This is a genomic window from Alkaliphilus sp. B6464, from assembly GCF_018141165.1.
Classification (GTDB): domain Bacteria; phylum Bacillota; class Clostridia; order Peptostreptococcales; family Natronincolaceae; genus Alkaliphilus_B.
The window spans coordinates 387,466-406,415 of record NZ_CP058557.1; the positions used below are offsets into that span (position 1 = coordinate 387,466).

The 18,950-nt window shown below is 31.2% G+C and carries 22 protein-coding genes and 1 pseudogene; 11 read left to right on the forward strand and 12 right to left on the reverse strand.

Translation table 11 applies throughout. The features are described from left to right. Positions 1–220 precede the first annotated feature (220 nt). On the reverse strand, positions 221–1,786 hold the full coding sequence (locus HYG84_RS01770; protein WP_249168692.1) for a glutathione ABC transporter substrate-binding protein: 1,566 nt from the start codon (positions 1,784–1,786) through the stop codon (positions 221–223). 223 nt (positions 1,787–2,009) lie between these two features. Between HYG84_RS01770 and HYG84_RS20495 the strand changes: the two genes are divergently transcribed. Beyond that, entirely contained in the window at positions 2,010–2,135 is a 126-nt protein-coding gene (locus HYG84_RS20495; protein ID WP_256442566.1) for a hypothetical protein, read from the forward strand. A gap of 65 nt (positions 2,136–2,200) precedes the next feature. Here HYG84_RS20495 and HYG84_RS01775 read toward each other — a convergent pair whose 3' ends face one another. The 4 genes from HYG84_RS01775 to HYG84_RS01790 all read right to left on the reverse strand — a co-directional run bounded on the left by HYG84_RS01775 (position 2,201) and on the right by HYG84_RS01790 (position 4,098). After that, entirely contained in the window at positions 2,201–3,058 is an 858-nt protein-coding gene (locus tag HYG84_RS01775) for a deoxyribonuclease IV (protein ID WP_212380234.1), read from the reverse strand. A gap of 96 nt (positions 3,059–3,154) precedes the next feature. Continuing rightward, positions 3,155–3,541 carry a hypothetical protein gene (locus HYG84_RS01780; RefSeq protein ID WP_212380236.1) on the reverse strand — a complete coding sequence of 129 codons (387 nt, stop codon included), beginning with the start codon at positions 3,539–3,541 and terminating at the stop codon, positions 3,155–3,157. A gap of 15 nt (positions 3,542–3,556) precedes the next feature. Continuing rightward, on the reverse strand, positions 3,557–3,919 hold the full coding sequence (locus tag HYG84_RS01785; protein WP_212380238.1) for a hypothetical protein: 363 nt from the start codon (positions 3,917–3,919) through the stop codon (positions 3,557–3,559). 2 nt (positions 3,920–3,921) lie between these two features. Further along, entirely contained in the window at positions 3,922–4,098 is a 177-nt protein-coding gene (locus HYG84_RS01790) for a hypothetical protein (RefSeq protein WP_212380240.1), read from the reverse strand. A 307-nt stretch (positions 4,099–4,405) separates the two neighbouring features. Between HYG84_RS01790 and HYG84_RS01795 the strand changes: the two genes are divergently transcribed. Beyond that, the gene (locus tag HYG84_RS01795; protein ID WP_212380242.1) at positions 4,406–4,585 is read left to right on the forward strand and encodes an asparagine synthase; all 180 of its coding nucleotides are present in this window, start codon (positions 4,406–4,408) and stop codon (positions 4,583–4,585) included. A gap of 133 nt (positions 4,586–4,718) precedes the next feature. Here the strand turns inward: HYG84_RS01795 and HYG84_RS01800 are convergent, their stop codons facing one another. Further along, complete coding sequence (locus HYG84_RS01800) at positions 4,719–4,865, reverse strand: hypothetical protein (RefSeq protein ID WP_212380244.1); 147 nt, start codon at positions 4,863–4,865, stop codon at positions 4,719–4,721. Between the two features lie 439 nt (positions 4,866–5,304). Beyond that, positions 5,305–5,568, reverse strand: coding sequence for a YkuS family protein (locus HYG84_RS01805; protein ID WP_212380246.1), 264 nt, complete (start codon positions 5,566–5,568; stop codon positions 5,305–5,307). A 267-nt stretch (positions 5,569–5,835) separates the two neighbouring features. Here HYG84_RS01805 and HYG84_RS01810 point away from each other — a divergent pair, with 267 nt between their 5' ends. The 5 genes from HYG84_RS01810 (at position 5,836) to HYG84_RS01830 (ending at position 10,429) form a co-directional block, all read left to right on the forward strand. Beyond that, positions 5,836–6,741, forward strand: a complete 906-nt coding sequence (locus HYG84_RS01810; RefSeq protein ID WP_212380248.1) for an ABC transporter ATP-binding protein — start codon at positions 5,836–5,838, stop codon at positions 6,739–6,741. Next, positions 6,741–7,484, forward strand: coding sequence for an ABC transporter permease (locus tag HYG84_RS01815; protein WP_212380250.1), 744 nt, complete (start codon positions 6,741–6,743; stop codon positions 7,482–7,484). The genes HYG84_RS01810 and HYG84_RS01815 overlap by 1 nt, the downstream gene beginning before the upstream one ends. A gap of 11 nt (positions 7,485–7,495) precedes the next feature. Beyond that, a complete protein-coding gene (locus HYG84_RS01820; RefSeq protein WP_212380253.1) occupies positions 7,496–8,230 on the forward strand; it encodes an ABC transporter permease in 735 nt (244 codons plus the stop codon). 68 nt (positions 8,231–8,298) lie between these two features. Beyond that, entirely contained in the window at positions 8,299–9,033 is a 735-nt protein-coding gene (locus HYG84_RS01825) for a response regulator transcription factor (RefSeq protein WP_330655546.1), read from the forward strand. Position 9,034: 1 nt separating this feature from the next. After that, complete coding sequence (locus tag HYG84_RS01830) at positions 9,035–10,429, forward strand: sensor histidine kinase (RefSeq protein ID WP_212380255.1); 1,395 nt, start codon at positions 9,035–9,037, stop codon at positions 10,427–10,429. Here the strand turns inward: HYG84_RS01830 and HYG84_RS20795 are convergent. Next, positions 10,363–10,545 carry an IS3 family transposase gene (locus HYG84_RS20795; RefSeq protein ID WP_212380257.1) on the reverse strand — a complete coding sequence of 61 codons (183 nt, stop codon included), beginning with the start codon at positions 10,543–10,545 and terminating at the stop codon, positions 10,363–10,365. The genes HYG84_RS01830 and HYG84_RS20795 overlap by 67 nt on opposite strands. A 396-nt stretch (positions 10,546–10,941) precedes the next feature. On the opposite strand from HYG84_RS20795, the gene HYG84_RS01840 reads away from it, so the two are divergent. Beyond that, on the forward strand, positions 10,942–11,190 hold the full coding sequence (locus HYG84_RS01840) for a hypothetical protein (RefSeq protein WP_212380259.1): 249 nt from the start codon (positions 10,942–10,944) through the stop codon (positions 11,188–11,190). Positions 11,191–11,429: 239 nt separating this feature from the next. Here HYG84_RS01840 and HYG84_RS01845 read toward each other — a convergent pair whose 3' ends face one another. The 4 genes from HYG84_RS01845 to HYG84_RS01860 form a co-directional block, all read right to left on the reverse strand. After that, entirely contained in the window at positions 11,430–11,756 is a 327-nt protein-coding gene (locus HYG84_RS01845) for a YlbF family regulator (protein ID WP_212380261.1), read from the reverse strand. Between the two features lie 407 nt (positions 11,757–12,163). Then, complete coding sequence (gene ltrA / locus HYG84_RS01850; RefSeq protein WP_249168693.1) at positions 12,164–13,573, reverse strand: group II intron reverse transcriptase/maturase; 1,410 nt, start codon at positions 13,571–13,573, stop codon at positions 12,164–12,166. A gap of 612 nt (positions 13,574–14,185) precedes the next feature. Next, positions 14,186–15,700 (reverse strand): glutathione ABC transporter substrate-binding protein, encoded by a 1,515-nt coding sequence (locus HYG84_RS01855; RefSeq protein WP_212380265.1) that lies wholly within the window; start codon positions 15,698–15,700, stop codon positions 14,186–14,188. Positions 15,701–15,845: 145 nt separating this feature from the next. Further along, positions 15,846–16,736: a PhzF family phenazine biosynthesis protein gene (locus HYG84_RS01860; protein ID WP_212380268.1), complete on the reverse strand. Its 891-nt coding sequence runs from the start codon at positions 16,734–16,736 to the stop codon at positions 15,846–15,848. A 178-nt stretch (positions 16,737–16,914) separates the two neighbouring features. On the opposite strand from HYG84_RS01860, the gene HYG84_RS01865 reads away from it, so the two are divergent. From HYG84_RS01865 to HYG84_RS01870, 3 genes and pseudogenes are all read left to right on the forward strand, one after another. Beyond that, positions 16,915–17,688: a YfjL-like protein gene (locus tag HYG84_RS01865; RefSeq protein WP_212380270.1), complete on the forward strand. Its 774-nt coding sequence runs from the start codon at positions 16,915–16,917 to the stop codon at positions 17,686–17,688. A gap of 144 nt (positions 17,689–17,832) precedes the next feature. After that, positions 17,833–17,959: pseudogene (locus HYG84_RS20220) on the forward strand (IS1380 family transposase); the annotation flags it as partial. Between the two features lie 161 nt (positions 17,960–18,120). Further along, positions 18,121–18,948 carry a polysaccharide deacetylase family protein gene (locus tag HYG84_RS01870; protein WP_212380272.1) on the forward strand — a complete coding sequence of 276 codons (828 nt, stop codon included), beginning with the start codon at positions 18,121–18,123 and terminating at the stop codon, positions 18,946–18,948. Positions 18,949–18,950 lie beyond the last annotated feature (2 nt).

Here is an 18,950-nt window from a genome sequence, read left to right on the forward strand (position 1 = left end):
ATAGTAAATGGTATCTTCCCATAAACCAGATAGATGAATTACATTATTTAACAAAAAAGATACCCACTATTTTAAATAGTAAGTATCTGAGATTAGCTGCATAGCTTCTAAGATAGCCAAACTTCGGATTCTGATAGAACTTAAACTCCATCTGAGCGTAGTCTTTGTTTATGAATTATATTGTAGAAATCTCACTTTACGTATTAAATTACTATATGTTCTACTCTAAGTAAACTCCTGATAATTGATGATATCCTGAAGGATGTTGACTAAATCCTTTCACATTGTTTCTAACTCCATTTATGTTGTCAATTGTCCAGGAAAAAATCCAAGGTGCTTCTTCTCTAATAATCTCTTGTACTTCTAGATAATATTTTTTTCTTATTTCTGGATCAGCTTCTGATTTTCCTTTATCTAATAATTCATCTACTTTTTTATTAGAATATAATGTTCTATTACCTAGATATCCAAATTGACTAGAGTGGAATTGTGAATATAGTCCGTAATGTGGATCTCCATTTACAGTAACCCAACCTAGAAGAAATATATCATGCTTTCCATCTGCTGTTCCATCTAAATATACTCCCCATTCAACAACCTCAATTTCAGCCTCAATACCTATCTCCTTTAATTGTTCGACAACAATTGTTGCAATATTTATCCTTTGTTGGTTATCATTTACCCAAATACTTGTTTTCAATCCATTTGGATAACCTGCTTCTTTCATTAATTGTTTAGCTTTTTTTACATTGTATTCATATGGCTCAAGACTATCATTATAAGCCCATACACTTGGTCCTAGTGGCCCACTAGCTACTTGAGCTGCTCCTTTCATAACAGTTTCAACAATCATATCCATATCAACAGCATAATTAATCGCTTGACGTACTCTTATATCATTATATGGTTCTTTCTGAGTATTAAACCCAATATAAGTAGCTGACAAACTTTGACTCCTTTGTACTGTTACTTCATCCTTATCCTCCAATTTTTGTATATCATCAGGTGATATATCATAGGCAATATGTAGTTTTCCATTTTTAAATTCATCAAATCTATCTGTATCTTCAGGAATATTTTTAAATACAACTCGTTCTACTTTTGCTGGTTCATCATGATAGTCGTTAAACTTTACAAGTTCAATACTATCCTCAATATTCCATATATCAAATTTAAATGCACCTGTTCCTACTGGATTTTGGCCATAATCATCTCCAGCTTCTGTAACAGCTTTTTCATTTAGCATAGAGCCAGCTGCATGAGCTAAATTTGCTAATATTGAAGAATCCGGTTCCTTTGTAGCTATTTGAATTGTATAATCGTCTACAATTTTAATTTTATTTGGATCAATTTCCCATAAAACATGTCCAACACTTGGAGATTCTATCCCTCTTAAAAGAGTAAACTTAACATCATTAGAAGTAAATTCTTCACCATTATGAAATTTGACACCTTTTTTTAATTTAAATTCTATTGTTACATCATCAATACGTGTCCAACTTTCAGCAAGCCCTGGTTCTATTTCAATATTATCGTTTTGATTAACAAGAGTTTCATATATTTGTTTTATAACTCTTGAAGATACCGTATCATTAGCTGCATGTGGGTCTAAGCTGCGTGCATCATAGCCTTGGCCTACGTGAAGTGCATCTTGCTGTCTTAAAATTGCCTCATTAGTCAATTGACATGTACTAGAATTATCTGCATGAGTAAACGGTGATGCAAATCCTATAAATGCCATAGTGAAAATTAACATTATAGCAATTCTCTTTACAACTATTTTCATTTGTTTTTCCTCCCTTATATAATTTAACTGCTTATATAAGCAAGTACGACATATTAGTTTCAAATCCTTCTTTTTGAATATATTTTCCTATATAGGAATAAATAACCACAGGGTTACTAGCACTGCACCTGTGGTTTTAGGAGAAAAAATTAATTCACTTTTATAAATATTTTAACTATTTCATGCTGATTTTCTTATTCTAAAGCTAAAAGGAGATGTTATTATGCGTGTAACAACAAGCGTAAATCCCTATAATTATAGTATTACAAATAGCCAAATAAATAGCTATACTAAAATAAAATCAATGGATGTTATAAATACAAACAGTGTGCAAGTAAATAGAAGTTAAGATCTGATAAGTTGATTATAAGCCATCAAGGTCTTAATATAAGTAGGCAAACTTCAATGAATTGTTTATCTTAATTTTCGAATTTCTTCTTTATATAGATTAGTTTTTTTATCTAGCCAAGGAGTCTCTAAAATACAAGGCTTTCCTTTTACGGTTTCATGATGAACAATATAGTGAATAGCATCGAACCCAATATGATCCCTTCCTTTTGGATTATCATCGCCAGCTCCAATATTAGCATGCCTATCTTTCCTTGCACCTCTAGGATTTAAAGATCCATTAATATGGAATACCTTTAACCAGTTTAAGCCAACAATTCTGTCGAACTCATTTATTACTTCATCAAAATTATTAACTATATCATATCCTGCATCATGAACATGACAAGTATCAAAGCATACTGCCAGCTTATCATTATGCTTTACCTTATCTAATAAATAAGCCGTATGTTCAAATTTATAATTAAGCTCGCTTCCCTTACCAGCCATAAGCTCCAAGGTAATAAATACATTTTGATCCTTTGTTATAACTTCATTTAAACCTTCTACAATTCTTTTAAGACCTACATCTTCTCCAGAACCAACATGAGAACCTGGATGAAGTATAATGTATTTCGATCCTATAGCTTCTGTTCTATCAATTTCTTTACGTAAAAACTCTACTGCTAGACCAAAAGTATCTGTTTTAGCCGATGCCATATTAATAATGTAAGGAGCATGGACAATAATATTTGATAGTCCATTATCCTTCATAAATTGTTGACCTTCTTCTATATAAAGATCTTCAATTTTTTTTCTCACTGTATTTTGTGGTGCTCCAGTGTAAATCATAAAAGTATCTGAATTATAGCTAGCTGCTTCCTTAGCAGCTGTTAATAAACCCTTTCCTGCCATAGAAACATGGGATCCTAATTTAATAGTCATATACGAATATTCCTTTCTTAATATGTTTGTCTATTAGTATATACCACAATATTAAGTAAGTTAACATTAACTTAATATCCTATTTTTAGGATCTATTTAAAATAGTGATAATCCTATTTTATATACTTTCTTTAATCCTAGCCACGCAAAACATGAAATAGCTCCAATTGTTCCTAATTTTCCACCTAATCCTACATAAGCAGAAGAGGATAAAATAAATATTATTCCTACAAAACAACCAACAAAAACCATTTCCCAAAGTTTAGGCACATTTTTCTTCGATATCATTCCTGCATAAGAAGCTGAGGTAGCCACACTAGCTAATGTTGCTCCTAACTCTGGAACAAATCGTGGAAATACTATTCCAGATAATAATGTTATTATAGCAGAGCCTAATACTGCACCTTTATTTAAAGAGATACTAATCCAATAAGCTCCAACAGCTCCAAATATGGCTGATAATAATATCCATATATTTTCCATATATAATCATCTCTCCTATCGACCAAATAAACTCATTATTGTTCTGGTAATTAAGGTAGATAAAGCAGCAGTAGTTCCACCCTTTCCACCAAGCCCAGCATATATTTCTTGAGTATTTGCTAAAACTATTCCTATTACTATGCCTCCCAAAGATGCCCCAAATATAGAAGAAATCACATTAATTCCAGACATTCCTATAAATGAAGCCGCATAGGTAGTTCCAGCCAATGTCTTTGGAAGAAATATCCCTGCTAAAACACCTACAAGTCCATTTGATACTATAGCTCCATAACCCATTTTATGATTTAAAGTCCATGTAATAACAGCACTAATAAAGGCTAAAAATATTATATTAATCTTATTTTCTTTAATTTTCACACTTACTTCCTCCTCCCTTGAAGCTCTCTAAAATGTCCAGTTAATCCAATAAAAAAGAGGAATCCTATTAATAGTAAGACTATTTGACAAATTGCATTGCTAATATTAAAAAGCGAAAGTACCAACAGACCAGTTCCTGTTGAAACAAAGGCTAAAAACCATAACATTTTTGTTAGCATATTTTTCCTCCTAAACCATAGTATTTATTTAAAGTCCACCCGAAATTATTTTATTAATTTGTTAATAATTTGTCAACTTCTTTATATCAATATAGTTATATTATTTTTATAAAATTAAAAATTTTTAAATAAAAATAGTCTTATTTTATAGGTACCCATATTTTTGATTTTTATAGAATTGTATCCCAATATAATAATTACTAAATAAGCCATTATATACTCTATAATTATACACTAATCGAAGGATAAAAAGGATATATATTTAGCATAATAATTATGAACTCCAAAATAAAAGGAGGGTATTTCTATGAAGATACAAGAAGGTTTAATTCCAACAGTATTAGGTACAGCTGTTACTGCAACTGGTACAGTTTTAAAGAAAAAAGATATTAAGCCTATGGTGGCAGCAGGTATGATTGGTTTTGGATTAGCCCATGTCGTTCTAGGTGCCATTGATATGATGGATAACAGAAATGATATGTGGTAATCTTTATTAGGAATTTTAATTGATTAAACAGTAAAAAAAGGGGCTGTATTAAAAATCATTTTAATACAGCCTCTTTTTTATTATTATCCTCATCCTAGAACAGTTCCGGCAACTCGTGAATTGTCCATGTTTTCTATAATTTCACACCTGATAGTAATAGGTTTTTTATGCCCAAAAATTTATTTAGTTTTATTGTTAACACATCATTTTTAGCTTCAATAAATTTATTTACATATATTATTACATCATCTATATTGTATTCATCAAACTGTTGTATCAATTTAGGCTTCCCAAAATTCACTTTTGGTTCTGGTATCTTTACTCAGCAAGATTTACTAATACTTAAATCTATGTTTATTATTTTTCCTTTTTCTTTTATATACTCTATAGTAGCTTTATCTATATCTAATTTCATATCTTTCTCATAGCCTTTCTAAATAGAATTTAATATGCATAGCTCATTTTTACTTCGATTTTTTAGGTAGTTGTCTACACATCGTAAAACTCTCCTAATTTTAAGATATCACCTTTTAAAATTAGAGTCAACAATACCATCTCTATGATCCAAACCTTTACCAACTACATCTAATAACATAAAAAACTCTATGAAATATCCTTAGAGTTTTTTATGTTATTAAATATTAGATGATATATAAAACTTGAACTATTTTTATTTTATCCATTGATTATTCTAATATAATCATGGTATTAATGATTTTTTATTCTAATTGCTCTATTGTAGCTATTATGTTATCTAAGCCTACTTCATCTAAATTTATCATACTTGTAAATTGGTTATAAGAAACTAAGTCAATTACACCCGTAGTATTATGGGCTAAATAATCATTATTTTCATTGGAGTATATTATTACATCAATTGGCTCATTGGCTATATCTATGGTTGTTATATTGTACCCTTTTTCTCTTAGAAGCTTAGCTACATCATGTAGCCCCTCTTGAACTGCTACTACTTTGCTTTTCACTATTTTCCTCCTATCATACCAACTAGTTTGAGATTCCCATAATTCTGAACATAGTTTATTTTTTCTAATAGTTGATTATGTGTTTCCTCTTCAACTATTGTTCCATTATCTAAAACTATTATTCTATCTATCGTTTTTTATAGCCCCTAGACTTATCTTGCCTTATTAAAAATTAAGGTAGAATTAAGGCTATCTCAATCTAAATTTAAGTTAGCACCTATATACTTGTAGGCAATCAGAAGTAATTGACTTTTAGGAGGGTATAATATGAGTGAATTAATTATTGAAACAAAGGGACTAACTAAGAGGTTTGATAGATTTACAGCCGTAAAGGATATAAGTCTTAAAGTACCTAAAGGTGCTTTATATGGTTTTTTAGGCCCTAATGGTGCTGGAAAATCCACCACTATCCGTATGCTTTTAGATTTAATGAAACCTACAAAGGGTGAAGTCTATTTATTTAATAAGGATATAAGGAATCATCGAATGGAAATATTGAGGAAAGTAGGAGCAATGGTAGAATCTCCTTCTTATTATGAAAATTTAACAGCCTATGAAAATTTAGAAATAACAAGGAAGATACTACAAATAGATAAAAATGAAATAAATAAAGCTTTAGACATCGTCAATTTATCTAAATGGAAAAATAAAAAAGTGAAAAGTTTTTCTCTAGGTATGAAGCAAAGGCTGGGGATTGCTCAGGCTTTAATGGGAAATAGAGAGCTTTTAATATTGGATGAACCAACCAATGGCCTTGATCCAGCAGGGGTAAGAGAAATTAGAAATTTAATAATCAGTCTTCCACAGATAATGGGTGTTACTGTATTAATAAGCAGTCATATTTTAAGCGAAATTGAATTAATGGCTAATCATGTAGGTATTATTCAAAGAGGAAGTCTATTATTCCAAGGAACTTTAGAGGAATTAAAGGCAAAGGGTAACCGAGAAATCACTATTAAAACAAAACCATTGATAGAAGCAGGAGATTTCTTAAAAAGCAAGGGCTATGTTGTAGAGAATAGAGAAGGCAAGATTTATATACCTAGAGGGGACATAAATATAGAAGAGTTAAATAAAATATTGGTATTAGAAGGCTATGGTGTTTCCCATTTAAGCGAAAGTGAGAAAAATTTAGAAGAAATCTTCTTGGAGTTAACTGGGGGTGTAGAGTAATGATGGAATTTTACCAATTACTAAAGGGAGAATTTCTTAAACAAAAACATAGCTTTACATGGCCTATAGCTTTGTTAACGCCTATATTGGCAGGTGGTCTTAGTTTTTTAAATCTTTTTATTCGCTATGATTATCTTATTGGATTAGGAGCCAAGGAAGGATTAAGTTCTTGGAATGTATTATTATTACAACATCATTTTATGTGGTTCTTATTTTTACCTTTAGTTGTTACAATCTTTGCATCCATAGTACACTATATAGAATATAAGTCTAATAGCTGGAAAAACACTTTGGCACTTCCAGTTTCAAGAAGCAAAGTATATCTAGCTAAGTGGTCTATCGTATTTATATTAAGTATTATAATGATACTTGTTAATGCTTCGGTTTTAGTAATGGTAGGTAAAATATTAGGATTTCCTGAAGCTGTGGACTTTATATTAATTTCAAAATATACATTTTATCAGATAGCTGCCATTACAAGTGTAATCAGTATTCAATGTTTTATAAGCTCCGAGATGCGTAATACTAATATTGCCTTGACCATCGGATTTGTAGGAGTAGCATCTTCCTTATTCTTTGCCCAGTCAGAAAAGCTATCTAAATTAATTCCCTATGCCCATACAATTTATTCTCTACCAGACCCTACTATGAATAATAACATTGCACTACAATATGGTCTTATCTTCGGTATAGCTTTTTTAGTAATAGGAATTTATTTCTTTAATAGAAAACAAATATGTTAGGAGGGAATTAAATGAAGGATATATTTGATGTAGAACTTTTAAAATTAAGAGGTTCTAAAATATTGTGGATTGTTATTTTAGCACCTATATTTATGGTAGCCCAAGGGGCTTTCAATTTAATTCGTTATTATGATATATTTACAGGAAAGGGACAAAATGTTTGGGAGCAACTTTATACTCAAAGTATGATTTTTTATGTAATGATTCTTTTTCCTGCTTTAATAAGCATCATTATGACTTTAATAGCAAGAATTGAAAATGCAAATAATAGTTGGAAACATTATCTTAGCTTACCGGTAGATAAGGAAAAGATATATGGAATAAAATTTATTATTGGATGTGGGCTTATTTTTATCAATATACTAGTATTGATTGTAAGTGTGTTAGTAGCAGGAAAAATTATTAATGCTCCAGGTAATATTCCCTATAAAATGATTTTTATAAAACCTATGGTTACCTATATAGCCGCACTACCTATTATGGTTATACTTTATGTTTTAAGTATTCGATTCTCTCATATGGCTATTCCTTTAGGCATAGGTATTGGATTAATTTTACCAGCTATGCTGGTGGCCAATTCAAAGTATTGGATATTCTACCCTTGGACCTATCCTGTTATGGCAGCATTAGGGGGCGATTTTGATACTTTTAGTAAGGGCAGTAGTGTGTATATCATTAGTTTCATATTATTAATTACTGTATTTGGCTTTGGGTATAGCAGGTTTAAAAATAGGGATATTGCTTAAATAAAGTATTTTAAAAAGTAGAGTATAATGAATTATTATATAATGAACTGTAATAGGAGGTGTAAATCTTGCTAGATGTAGATATGACTAGTATAAGCGATAAAAAAATATTGTTAGTAGATGATGAAATTGATATTTTAGATTTATTGGAGGCCGTTCTCTTAAAGGAAGGCTTTCAAAAAATATATAAGGTTACTAATGGGTATGAAGCCATTGGCATATCTAAAGAGATGAAGCCGGATATTATAGTTTTAGATATTATGATGCCCTATATGGACGGTTTTGAGGTTTGCAGAAGACTGAGGGAAGTTACTTTTGTACCAATTATCTTTTTATCAGCTAGGGATGAAGATGTAGATAAACTTTTAGGATTAGGGATTGGAGGAGATGACTATATTACTAAGCCCTTTAGCCCGAAGGAAGTAGCCTTTAGAATTAAAGCACATTTTAGAAGAAGTGAATATATGGCTCTAAAGGATCATGTTAAGGAAAAAAATATAATAACCTTTGGAGATATTGAAATTAATAGGGATAAGGGTGAAGTAAAAAGAAGAGGTGTCCCTGTAGATTTAACGGCTAAGGAGCACAATCTTCTTTTATATTTAGCCCAAAATCCTAATCAAATTTTAAGCAAAAATAAAATATTTGAAAAAGTATGGGGCTGCGATTTCGAAGGTTATGATAATACATTGATGGTTCATATTAGACATCTTCGCCAAAAGATAGAAGACGCCCCAGCTAATCCTAAGCATATCGTTACTATAAAGGGATTAGGCTATAAGCTAGTTATAGAGGATAGATAAAATGAAATGGAAAATTTTATTGCGTTTTTTATTAATTCTTGTATTATCTGTTATTATTGTTTTTCATATCAATATTTTTGTAGTCTATGAACTTTTTATTTCAGATAATCATTGGGATGAAAAGTGGACTCAGTTGCCCAACTTTTCCTTAGACTTCTATCAATACATTATTGAAGAGGATGGCACACCCACGGTAACAAAGGATGGACTTGAAGAACTTAATCATCGGAATGCTTGGATTCAGATTTTAGATGAGGAAGGATATGAAGTTTATCATTGGAATAAACCAGAAGGAACATTAGATCATTATACTCCTAGCCAAATAGTTTATCATAATATTTATACTGGTGTTATAGATAATTATACTACCTTTGCTGGTACTGCTGATATAAACGACTATAAATGGAGTTATATTATAGGTTTTCCTATGGATAAGATAGCTAAATATATGTATCTTTATTCAATTGAGGAATTAAAATCAAATATATTTGCAGCAGCTATAGGTCTATTTATTATTCCTGTAGTGGTTTTTATAGTAATGGGATATATTTTTGGTAGAAATCTTACTAATCCTGTTATCCATATAATCCAAGGTATAAGTCAATTATCAAAGGGTGAATACGATAAAAAGTATGTTGAAAAAGGCTTATATAAAGAAGTCTATACTACTCTTAATAACTTATCTGATACATTAAAGATTAATGAGGTTGAGCGACAGGTTACAGAGAAAATGAGAGAGGAATGGATTCATAATCTGTCCCACGACTTAAAAACTCCCCTGGCTTCTATTAAAGGTTATGGTGAGCTTATAGCTGATGAAGAATATGTTTTAACTGATGAGGAGATAAAAAAATATTCTAATATAATTAAAGAAAAGGCTTATTATATGGAGGGACTACTGGAGGATTTAAAGCTGACACAGATTTTAAAAAATGGCCTAATTCCTATAGTTCGTAATAAGGAAGATATTATAGAAGTCCTTAGGGATATTACTATTGATATATTAAACAATCCTAATTATGAAAATAGAAAAATACAGTTTAATGCCAGTGAGGAGAGAATTGTCTTTACCTTTGATAAATCCTTGATACAAAGAGCATTTACTAATCTTATATATAACGCTATTGTTCATAACAATGAAAGCACAGAAATTATCATTAGTGTATATAAAAATGACAAAGTGTATGTAGAAATAGAGGATAATGGAAAGGGTATTTCTAAAGAGGACTTAGACAATCTATTTGAAAGATATTATAGAGGTACTAATACGGGAGAAAGCCACAAGGGATCAGGACTTGGCATGGCTATTGCTAAACAAATTATTGAGATTCATGGTGGCACTATCGATGTAAAAAGTACAATAGGAGTAGGAACAAAGATAATAGTTATATTGTAACCTAATGAAGAATGTAGTCTTTTGGTATTATAGAACATTTCTATATACTCAAATACTGCATTCTTTGCTTTTTGTATAGTATAAAATTTACCATCAATTAACAACTCCGTTTTCAATGATTTATAAATACTGATCTAATAAAATATAATCTTCCCTTATTTTTTGTTGTTCTTCTGAACTTAGAGCTTCTTCTAAATTATCAATATATTTTTCTAAAATATTATTACCTAATTGTTCTATTGTTAGGTGATCTTTCGCTGCTAACTCGCTTAACTTATTATACCAGCATCCGTGTCACTAGACGCAAAGTAACTTAAAAAAATGTAAAATCACTACACAATGATAGTAATTCTAAAGTCGAAAACTGTAACTTTGATTTTAAATTTTCTAATCACACTATCTGTATATGAAAAATATTATATAACGAGTATATAACTATTTACCAAAATATTAATTAGTCTAGTCTTCAGTTTTATTGGAAACTGAGAACAAAAAAGAGGGGAGGTGAAAAAATGAACCCATATAATATGTATAATTATCAATATGATAATTATCCGATTAGTACCCATATGTACAATTATCAATATGATAATTATCCAATGAATACCCTTATGTACAATTATCAATATGATAACGATCCGATTAATACTCAACAGTTTGGTTTTGGATTCGGATTCCCAGGTTTTTTTGGCTTTCCCTTCTTTGGATTTGGAAGATTTCCTTTCTTTGGTTTCGGATTCAGAAGATTCCCTTTCTTCTAGATATGTTGAGTATACAAAATAATTTCCATTAGAAAATTTGAAAAAATAACTAGCTCGGGATATAGATTGGAGCTAGTTATTTTTTCAAAGAAGTTAAGTATTTTATTGATTTCTTCGTATGGCACCTTTCTCAACTTTCCTAATAATTGTTTTTTTCAATTTCAGTATTTGAATTTGCAAATTGCTTTGATATCCATTCCTTTCTACTATTAAGAAGCTCTTCTAAAGTTGATTGCTTCTTAATGCTGAAGATATGATGCTAATATTTCATTAATTTCTTTATAAATGCTAAGCATCATCTCGTTAAACCTTTCACCTGCTTTTATCATTCTATTAACCTCAGGATACTGAGCAAGGTTTGTAAATTCGTCGTTGAGCCGCATTAACATTTGCTCTGCCTCTTGTGGAGAACTAGCTCTTGACATGATTTCCATTTGCTTTTTTTGAAAGGCTTCAACCTCTTGCTTTAATTGGGGATATCTGTCTATATTACCCCTGGCCTCTTTAAGTTCCATAAATTCCCTTGTATTGACAACCTGCTGTACTAATTGTCTTCCAATACCCACTTTGCACCCCTCCTATAGTTTCTTTACCTTTATAGATTCAATACATAATATTCATATAAATACTAAAAATTCTTATTCATATTTTATAAACAAAATAATATTACATCACCTTTCATGCGTGCTACATATTATGTATTAGGTAAAGGCCAATACATCATAATAGGAGGGGTTTATCTGTATGGAACACTATAATAAGTGCGATTGTAATGGTTCCTCATTTTAGCAGCTATATGGCGTAGACCTTTCTTTAGATTTCCTGGATTTGTAGGGGGCTTTTTTGGAAGGAGACCGTTCTTCTAGGATAATTTAAATTGTCTGATGCTTTGAAATCGAGTAGGAGGAAAATAATTATTTTATTTTCCGCCCTCTCACACCACCGTACGTACGGTTCCGTATACGGCGGTTCATTAAGTTAATTGCATTTTCTGATACCTAGCCGATAGGCTCTGGTAAGAAATTGATTCGAGATATTTGTTGGTAAGACTTCTAGATAGGATTGGGCTATTGGCTATACGCCAGTAGCCTTTTCTTGTATTTCCCCATTCATAGGCCTTGTATTTAAGTACGCCTAATGATATTAGATTCTTAATCTTAGTTCTTGGCTTTTTCCATTGTTTCCATATGCACATTCTCAATCTTCTTCTTATCCATTCATCAAGTTCTTGCATAATTCCCTTTGCTTTCGCAATAGAAAAGTAGTTAACCCATCCTGTAGTAATCTGGTTGAGTCTTCTAATCCTATCTTCTATGCTTATACTATGACTTCTTGACGTGATCTTCCTAACTTTATCTTTAAATCTTTTAATAGATTTATCATGGATTCGGATATTGTATTTTCCCCATAAATTGTAGAATGAAAAACCTAAAAATTTTCTTCTAGTAGGTTTATCTACTGCACTTTTCTCTTTATTTACTTTTAACTTTAGTTTATTTTCAAGGAAATTTGTTACGCTGTCCATAACTCTTTGTCCTGCTCTTTTTGACTTTACGAATATATTACAATCATCAGCGTATCTACAGAATTTGTGTCCTCTCTTCTCCAGTTCTTTATCTAAGTCATCTAAAAGGATATTTGCTAGAAGTGGACTTAATGGTCCTCCCTGCGGGGTGCCTTCTTCGCTTCTTACAACTATTCCATTTAGCATAATACCTGACTGCAAGTAAAGTCTAATCAGTTTTAGAACTCTCTTGTCTTTGATTTTCTTGGACACTCTGTGCATTAATATGTCATTGTTAACCTTGTCAAAGAATTTGTCAGGGTCCATATCTATCGCATATTTATATCCTTGATTCATATATTCTTTCGCCTGTTTCACAGCATCATGCCCACTTCTTCCTGGTCTAAAACCAAAGCTGTTATTAGAAAAGTAAGGGTCAAATATATTCGTTAAGGTTTGTGCTATGGCTTGCTGGATTAGCCTATCTAATACAGTAGGTATTCCTAAAAGTCTCATACCTCCATCTGGTTTAGGTATCTCGACTCTTCTTACAGCACTGGGTTTATATCTACCCTTTGAGATACTATCTTTAATAGATAGCCAGTTTTGTTTTAGGAAAGGTCGAAGTTCATCAGCCTTCATTCTATCCACTCCGTAGCTACCTTTATTCTTTTCTACTCTTTTAAGAGCAGATAGCATATTATCTCTAGATAGTATCCTTTCCATGAGATTATCTGAAGCTGCACTGGATGTTTCATTTGTAGATGCCACTGATATACTAGGCACTCCGTGCATACCTTTAGTTTCCAACTTATTCTTTGCACTAGAGTCTTCATACGAAGTTTTCTGCTGTCGTTGTATATCTATTGAATCCTTCAAAATCTTCATCCTCCTTAATGTTCAGTCCTTCCTTATCTATTCATGACTAGATAAGTACTATGACCTCTGCTGACTTCTCAAGATTCAGCTATACATCACTATATAGGTTGTTATTTCAAAATGCATTTCCATAACATATCCTTGAGACCTCCCCAGGTAGGAGCGATAACCTTCATCTCATATATCTGCCACATTTACTCCTTGAGATTCGGGTAGTGTTGGACTTCGTTTTGAATAGCAAACTCGTCCGTCCCAAGTAAGCCTTATATGTGGTTCGTGTTCCTCAGACCAAGACTTTGCCTAGGGCTTCCTTCAGATTCCACCTCGCGATGGACACCCTTGCCTTCGGCTAGTGGTTCCCACTACCAAGCCCACAGCGGACTTTCACCGCCAAGTTATCGCCCATGCTGGGCACACTATTAGGGAGTGTTGCAATCAGCAACGCTCCCTTTAGATTAAGCCTATATAATTGTGTAAAAAGAAAATAAGCAAGAACTCATTCCTCGGTAATACTAATTTGAACTTGGCTCCGATCTGATGACGGTTGATAAGGAATTAGCTAATAGATTATTTTTGCTATTTTATAATCACCTTATTAAATTACTATATATTTTACTCTAAATAAACCTCTGATAATTGATGGTGTCCTGTAGGATGTTGACTGAATCCTTTCACCTTGCTTCTTGTACCAGTTAAATTTTGACCAATGTTTAAGAATATCCATGGAGAATCATCTCTAATAATTTTTTGTACTTCTAAGTAATATGCTTTTCTTGTCTCTGGATCAGTTTCTACTCTTCCTTTATCTAACAATTCATCAACTTTAGCATTGCTATAGAATGTTCTGTTACCAACATCTCCAAATTGTGAAGAGTGGAATAATGCATATAGACCGTAGTCTGGATCTTCTATTACTGTTGTCCATCCAAGGATAAACATGTCATGCTCTCCATTTCCTGTTCCATCCAAGTATTGTCCCCACTCAACAACTTTGATTTCAACATCAATGTTAACAGCTTTTAATTGACTTTGAACAATTTCAGCTATATCCATTCTTATTTTGTTGTCGTTTGTCCAAATAGATGTTTTAAATCCATTTTCAAGACCTGCTTCTTTCATTAGCTCTTTAGCCTTTTCTACATTGTATTCATATGGCTGTAATTCTTGGTTTGATCCCCAGACATTTGGTCCTAATGGCCCGTTAGATTGTTGTCCTACACCTTCCATTACAGCTTCTATAATTAAATCTACATCAACAGCATAATTGATTGCTTGGCGTACTCTTACATCATCAAAAGGCTTATTTTGTACATTAAATCCTATATATGATGTTGATAAGTTAGCATCTCTATAAAGTGTAAGTTCTTTATTTTCTTCAACACTCTTAATATCTGATGCCAAAATATCATATGCAATGTCAATCTCACCGGTTTCAAGGTTAATTCTTCTATTTGTTGCTTCTACTATATTTTTAAATTTAACCTCTTCAACTTTAGCTTTCTCGCCATAATATTCTTCAAATTTTGTTAAAGTAATTTCGTCACCACTTACCCAGCTTTTAAACCTAAATGGGCCTGTTCCAACTGGGTTTAAACCATAATCATCACCAGCTTCTGTTACAGCTTTTTCATTTAAAATACTTGAACCTGTATGCGCTAAATGAGCAAGTAGTGGTGCAAATGGTTCTATAGTAGAAATTCTAATTGTATAATCATCTAATATTTCAATTCCATCTTTATTAATTACACCTACAATATGTCCAACATTTGGAGACTCTATAGCTCTTAATAATGTAAATTTAACATCACTTGCTTTAAGCTCTTCGCCGTTATGGAATTTAACACCTTGCTTTAATTTAAATTCAAATGTTAAATCATCAATCTTTTCCCAAGATTCTGCAAGACCCGGTTGTAACTCCATGTTTTCATCTTGCACTACTAATGTTTCGTTAATTTGCTTAATAACTCTTGAAGATATGTTATCATTAGAACCATGTGGGTCTAATATTCTAGCATCTCCACCTTGAGCTACTCGAAGTGTATCCGCATAAGTAAGTGGTACTGCAGATCCTATGAATACCATGGTGAAAATTAACATTTTAGCAATTCTTTTTACAATCGCTTTCATTTATTTTTCCTCCTTATATAATTTAACTACCATATAATTAATTACGACACATTGATTACAATATCCTTCTTTTTAGAGAATATTTTCCAAAATATGAGTAAAACCTCACAAAATAGTAAAACTATCCTAGTAATTTCTACAATATCTACTTTATTACTGCCCTTCCACCAACCTTAACAGTATAATCATTTTTGGGGCCTTCTATTTTTACTAATATTTTACTTGGTCTTCCCATATAATATCCTTGCTCTGATACTATTGTTATACTGTTTTCATATTTAACAACATTATTATTAACAAGATATGCTCCCAATGCTCCATTTGAAGTTCCAGTAGCCGCTTCTTCATCAATTCCAACTAGAGGAGCAAAATTTCTGCAAGATACTGTTGAATATTTTTCCTCAGTTTCTAGTGTAAAAGCATGTATACCTACTACACATAGTTCTTTACAATATTTTTTTATCATCTCATAATTTGGAGATATTGATTTTAACACCTTTAAACTTTTAACAGGTACTATAATATCTTTTAACCCTGTAGATACTATTTCTGGAACAAGATCAAAATTTTCAACACCAATATGGTCTATATTTAATCCCATAATTTTGGCCAGATCATCTATAATTTTGATTTTTGAAATAAACTTAGGTTTGGTCTGAGTCATTAATACTTTTTCAACTCTACTATCATTAAAATGCAATTCTACAGGAAGTACACCTGCATTTGTTTTTTGTCTAACAATTTTTATGCCATTATCACTTTTTATTAGTCCTTTTGTACCTAATAGAAAAAATGATGCAATGGTAGCATGTCCACATAAATCTACCTCCTGAGTTGGAGTGAAAAATCTTATAGTATAATCTGCCGTATCATCATCTGATGGAAAAATAAATGCTGTTTCTGATAAATTCATCTCTTTTGCAATTTTTAGCATTTGTTTTTCATCTAATCCTGTAGCATCAAGTACAACACCAGCTGGGTTACCACCAAAATCCACTTCTGAAAAAGCATCTACTGTATATATTTCTTTTTCCAATTAAATCACTCCTCTCAACCGTCCCTTTGTTCTGTATATTTGTTTTTGTTAGTTTATTTTATATAAAATATTTAACCATCATAAATAGTGTATCATATATATATACTTTAAAATATTTTTATATTATTTGTAACAAAACATGAATTTTTGTGACTAATTAGTTGAGAGGGGGATATTAATGACTAAAAAAAAGTTAATACTAAAAATCATTGCTGGTCTTGTTTCAGTTGCTTTAATTTTACTAATTCTATTTATAACTAATTCCTTTACTGGTAATCCTATTTCTGCCGCTATTGCAAATAAAAATATAAATAGATATTTGGAAGATAACTATTCTTTTATAAATGATCTTGACTATAAGGATAAAAAAACAACTTATAATTTCAAATTTGGTCAATATGGAAAATATGTCCAGTCAAAGTCTAGTCCAGATACAGCTTTTTATGTGACTTATAACAGAAGTGGTAAAATTAGTGATGATTATGATGGTTATGTTGTAGGCAGGTTTAACACCTATACTAGACTTGAAAAAGAGTTTGATTCAGTTGTGGAAGAGATTTTTAAGAAAAATTTTCCTTATGAGACAGATATTTTGATTGCAGGTTTTTCTTTTGACGAGAATGATAGAGATAAACTAGCCCTTAATATGAAATTAGATTTAGATAATTTACCTCTGGAATCTAATCTTTCTGTTTATATATTTTCCGACAAGATTAATTACGAGATTTTATGTGACAGATTGATTGAGGTTGATGAATTAATGAAGAATAATTCCCTTCAATTTAAAAACTACTCTGTTGTAATACGACAACCTAAATCTGATGCGAAAGATTCTCCTCTTGGCGAAAGTCTTCATCTACTAGATTTTCCTGTAGAAAAGATGGAATCTGAAGACTTGATTACTGTCATTAAAGACCATCAAGCTCAATGGGAAATTGAACATGAAAAGTAGTTTACTACCTAAAAAGTAGAGAAGTGAAATACCTCTCTACTTTTAATTTTGTTTGAAATAGATAGAACCACCCCTGCAATTTTTGTTACTCGCTAATATCTATCTCTAGTATAGATTGTTCTTTCGTTAATTACTATCTGTGTAAGTGCAAGTATCGATAGTGATAGTAGTGTAATCAATGTAGAAGGACATCAAGGAGGAGCAACTAAAGACTATAATTCTAAAAAATTAGGAAATCCTTATTATAACATCCTTTGCTTTCTGCAATAAAAATGGTACAATATAGAAGAATTTTGCTAGATTCTACCTAAATTAACTGTAAATCAAGGTAATTTAAATTTGACATGGGGTCTAGGTATTACATAGTTTTAAATATAATAGATGCTATATGATTTTAAAAAATTAAATATTATTTCAAAGGGGTATGTAAAAATGAAATTCAAAATTCTACTGGTTGTTATTTGTCTTTTACTTATAAATCCACTATCAGTTTTAACTTCTAAGTCAATAGTTAAAGATAAGGAGCAAGAGGTAGTAATCCCAATACTGATGTATCATCACTTTGTGGAAGAAACTGTAGTCGAAACAGGAGTTAGTGAGATTATATCTGCCGAACTTTTTGAAAATCAGCTTAATTATTTAAAACAAAAGGGATTCAATACTATTTCAATATCACAATTAAGGGATTATTTGTTTCATGATGAAAAACTACCAGATAATCCTCTAGTAATTACTATTGATGATGGTTATGAGAGTAACTATACCATTGCTTATCCTATATTAAAGAAAAATAATATACCAGCAAATATTAATATAGTTGTAAGCTCTAGAGGAAAAAAACCAGGAAATTATCAACATTTTTCCTGGGAACAAGCTAAAGAAATGCTAGATAGCGGATTAGTTGAAATAGGAAGTCATACATATAATCTGCATAATGAAGATATAAAGCTTAAAGAAACTGATGATACAGATGAATATTATAAGAGAGTTTATGATGATTTTCAATTATCCAAAAATTTAATGGTCCAGAATCTAGAAAAGGAGCCCTTTATTTTTTGCTTTCCTTATGGAAGCTATAATGCATTTTCACAATCTGCTGCTCTTTCATTAGGTTTTGATATTCAATTAAGTGTTGACTATGGAGTTGTAACAAAAAACAGTGATCCTTTAGCATTAGAACGTATAAATGTTAGAGGAGATCAATCACCTGAAGATGTTTATAATAACATAATGAATGCAATAAATGCTGTAAAGATGTAAAG

Coding starts and splice junctions, on each gene's coding strand:
- HYG84_RS01770 (WP_249168692.1), bottom strand. CDS start 1,786: ATGAAAATAGTTGTAAAGAGAATTGCTATAATGTTAATTTTCACTATG.
- HYG84_RS20495 (WP_256442566.1), top strand. CDS start 2,010: ATGCGTGTAACAACAAGCGTAAATCCCTATAATTATAGTATTACAAAT.
- HYG84_RS01775 (WP_212380234.1), bottom strand. CDS start 3,058: ATGACTATTAAATTAGGATCCCATGTTTCTATGGCAGGAAAGGGTTTA.
- HYG84_RS01780 (WP_212380236.1), bottom strand. CDS start 3,541: ATGGAAAATATATGGATATTATTATCAGCCATATTTGGAGCTGTTGGA.
- HYG84_RS01790 (WP_212380240.1), bottom strand. CDS start 4,098: ATGCTAACAAAAATGTTATGGTTTTTAGCCTTTGTTTCAACAGGAACT.
- HYG84_RS01795 (WP_212380242.1), top strand. CDS start 4,406: ATGAAGATACAAGAAGGTTTAATTCCAACAGTATTAGGTACAGCTGTT.
- HYG84_RS01810 (WP_212380248.1), top strand. CDS start 5,836: ATGAGTGAATTAATTATTGAAACAAAGGGACTAACTAAGAGGTTTGAT.
- HYG84_RS01815 (WP_212380250.1), top strand. CDS start 6,741: ATGATGGAATTTTACCAATTACTAAAGGGAGAATTTCTTAAACAAAAA.
- HYG84_RS01820 (WP_212380253.1), top strand. CDS start 7,496: ATGAAGGATATATTTGATGTAGAACTTTTAAAATTAAGAGGTTCTAAA.
- HYG84_RS01830 (WP_212380255.1), top strand. CDS start 9,035: ATGAAATGGAAAATTTTATTGCGTTTTTTATTAATTCTTGTATTATCT.
- HYG84_RS01840 (WP_212380259.1), top strand. CDS start 10,942: ATGAACCCATATAATATGTATAATTATCAATATGATAATTATCCGATT.
- HYG84_RS01855 (WP_212380265.1), bottom strand. CDS start 15,700: ATGAAAGCGATTGTAAAAAGAATTGCTAAAATGTTAATTTTCACCATG.
- HYG84_RS01865 (WP_212380270.1), top strand. CDS start 16,915: ATGACTAAAAAAAAGTTAATACTAAAAATCATTGCTGGTCTTGTTTCA.
- HYG84_RS01870 (WP_212380272.1), top strand. CDS start 18,121: ATGAAATTCAAAATTCTACTGGTTGTTATTTGTCTTTTACTTATAAAT.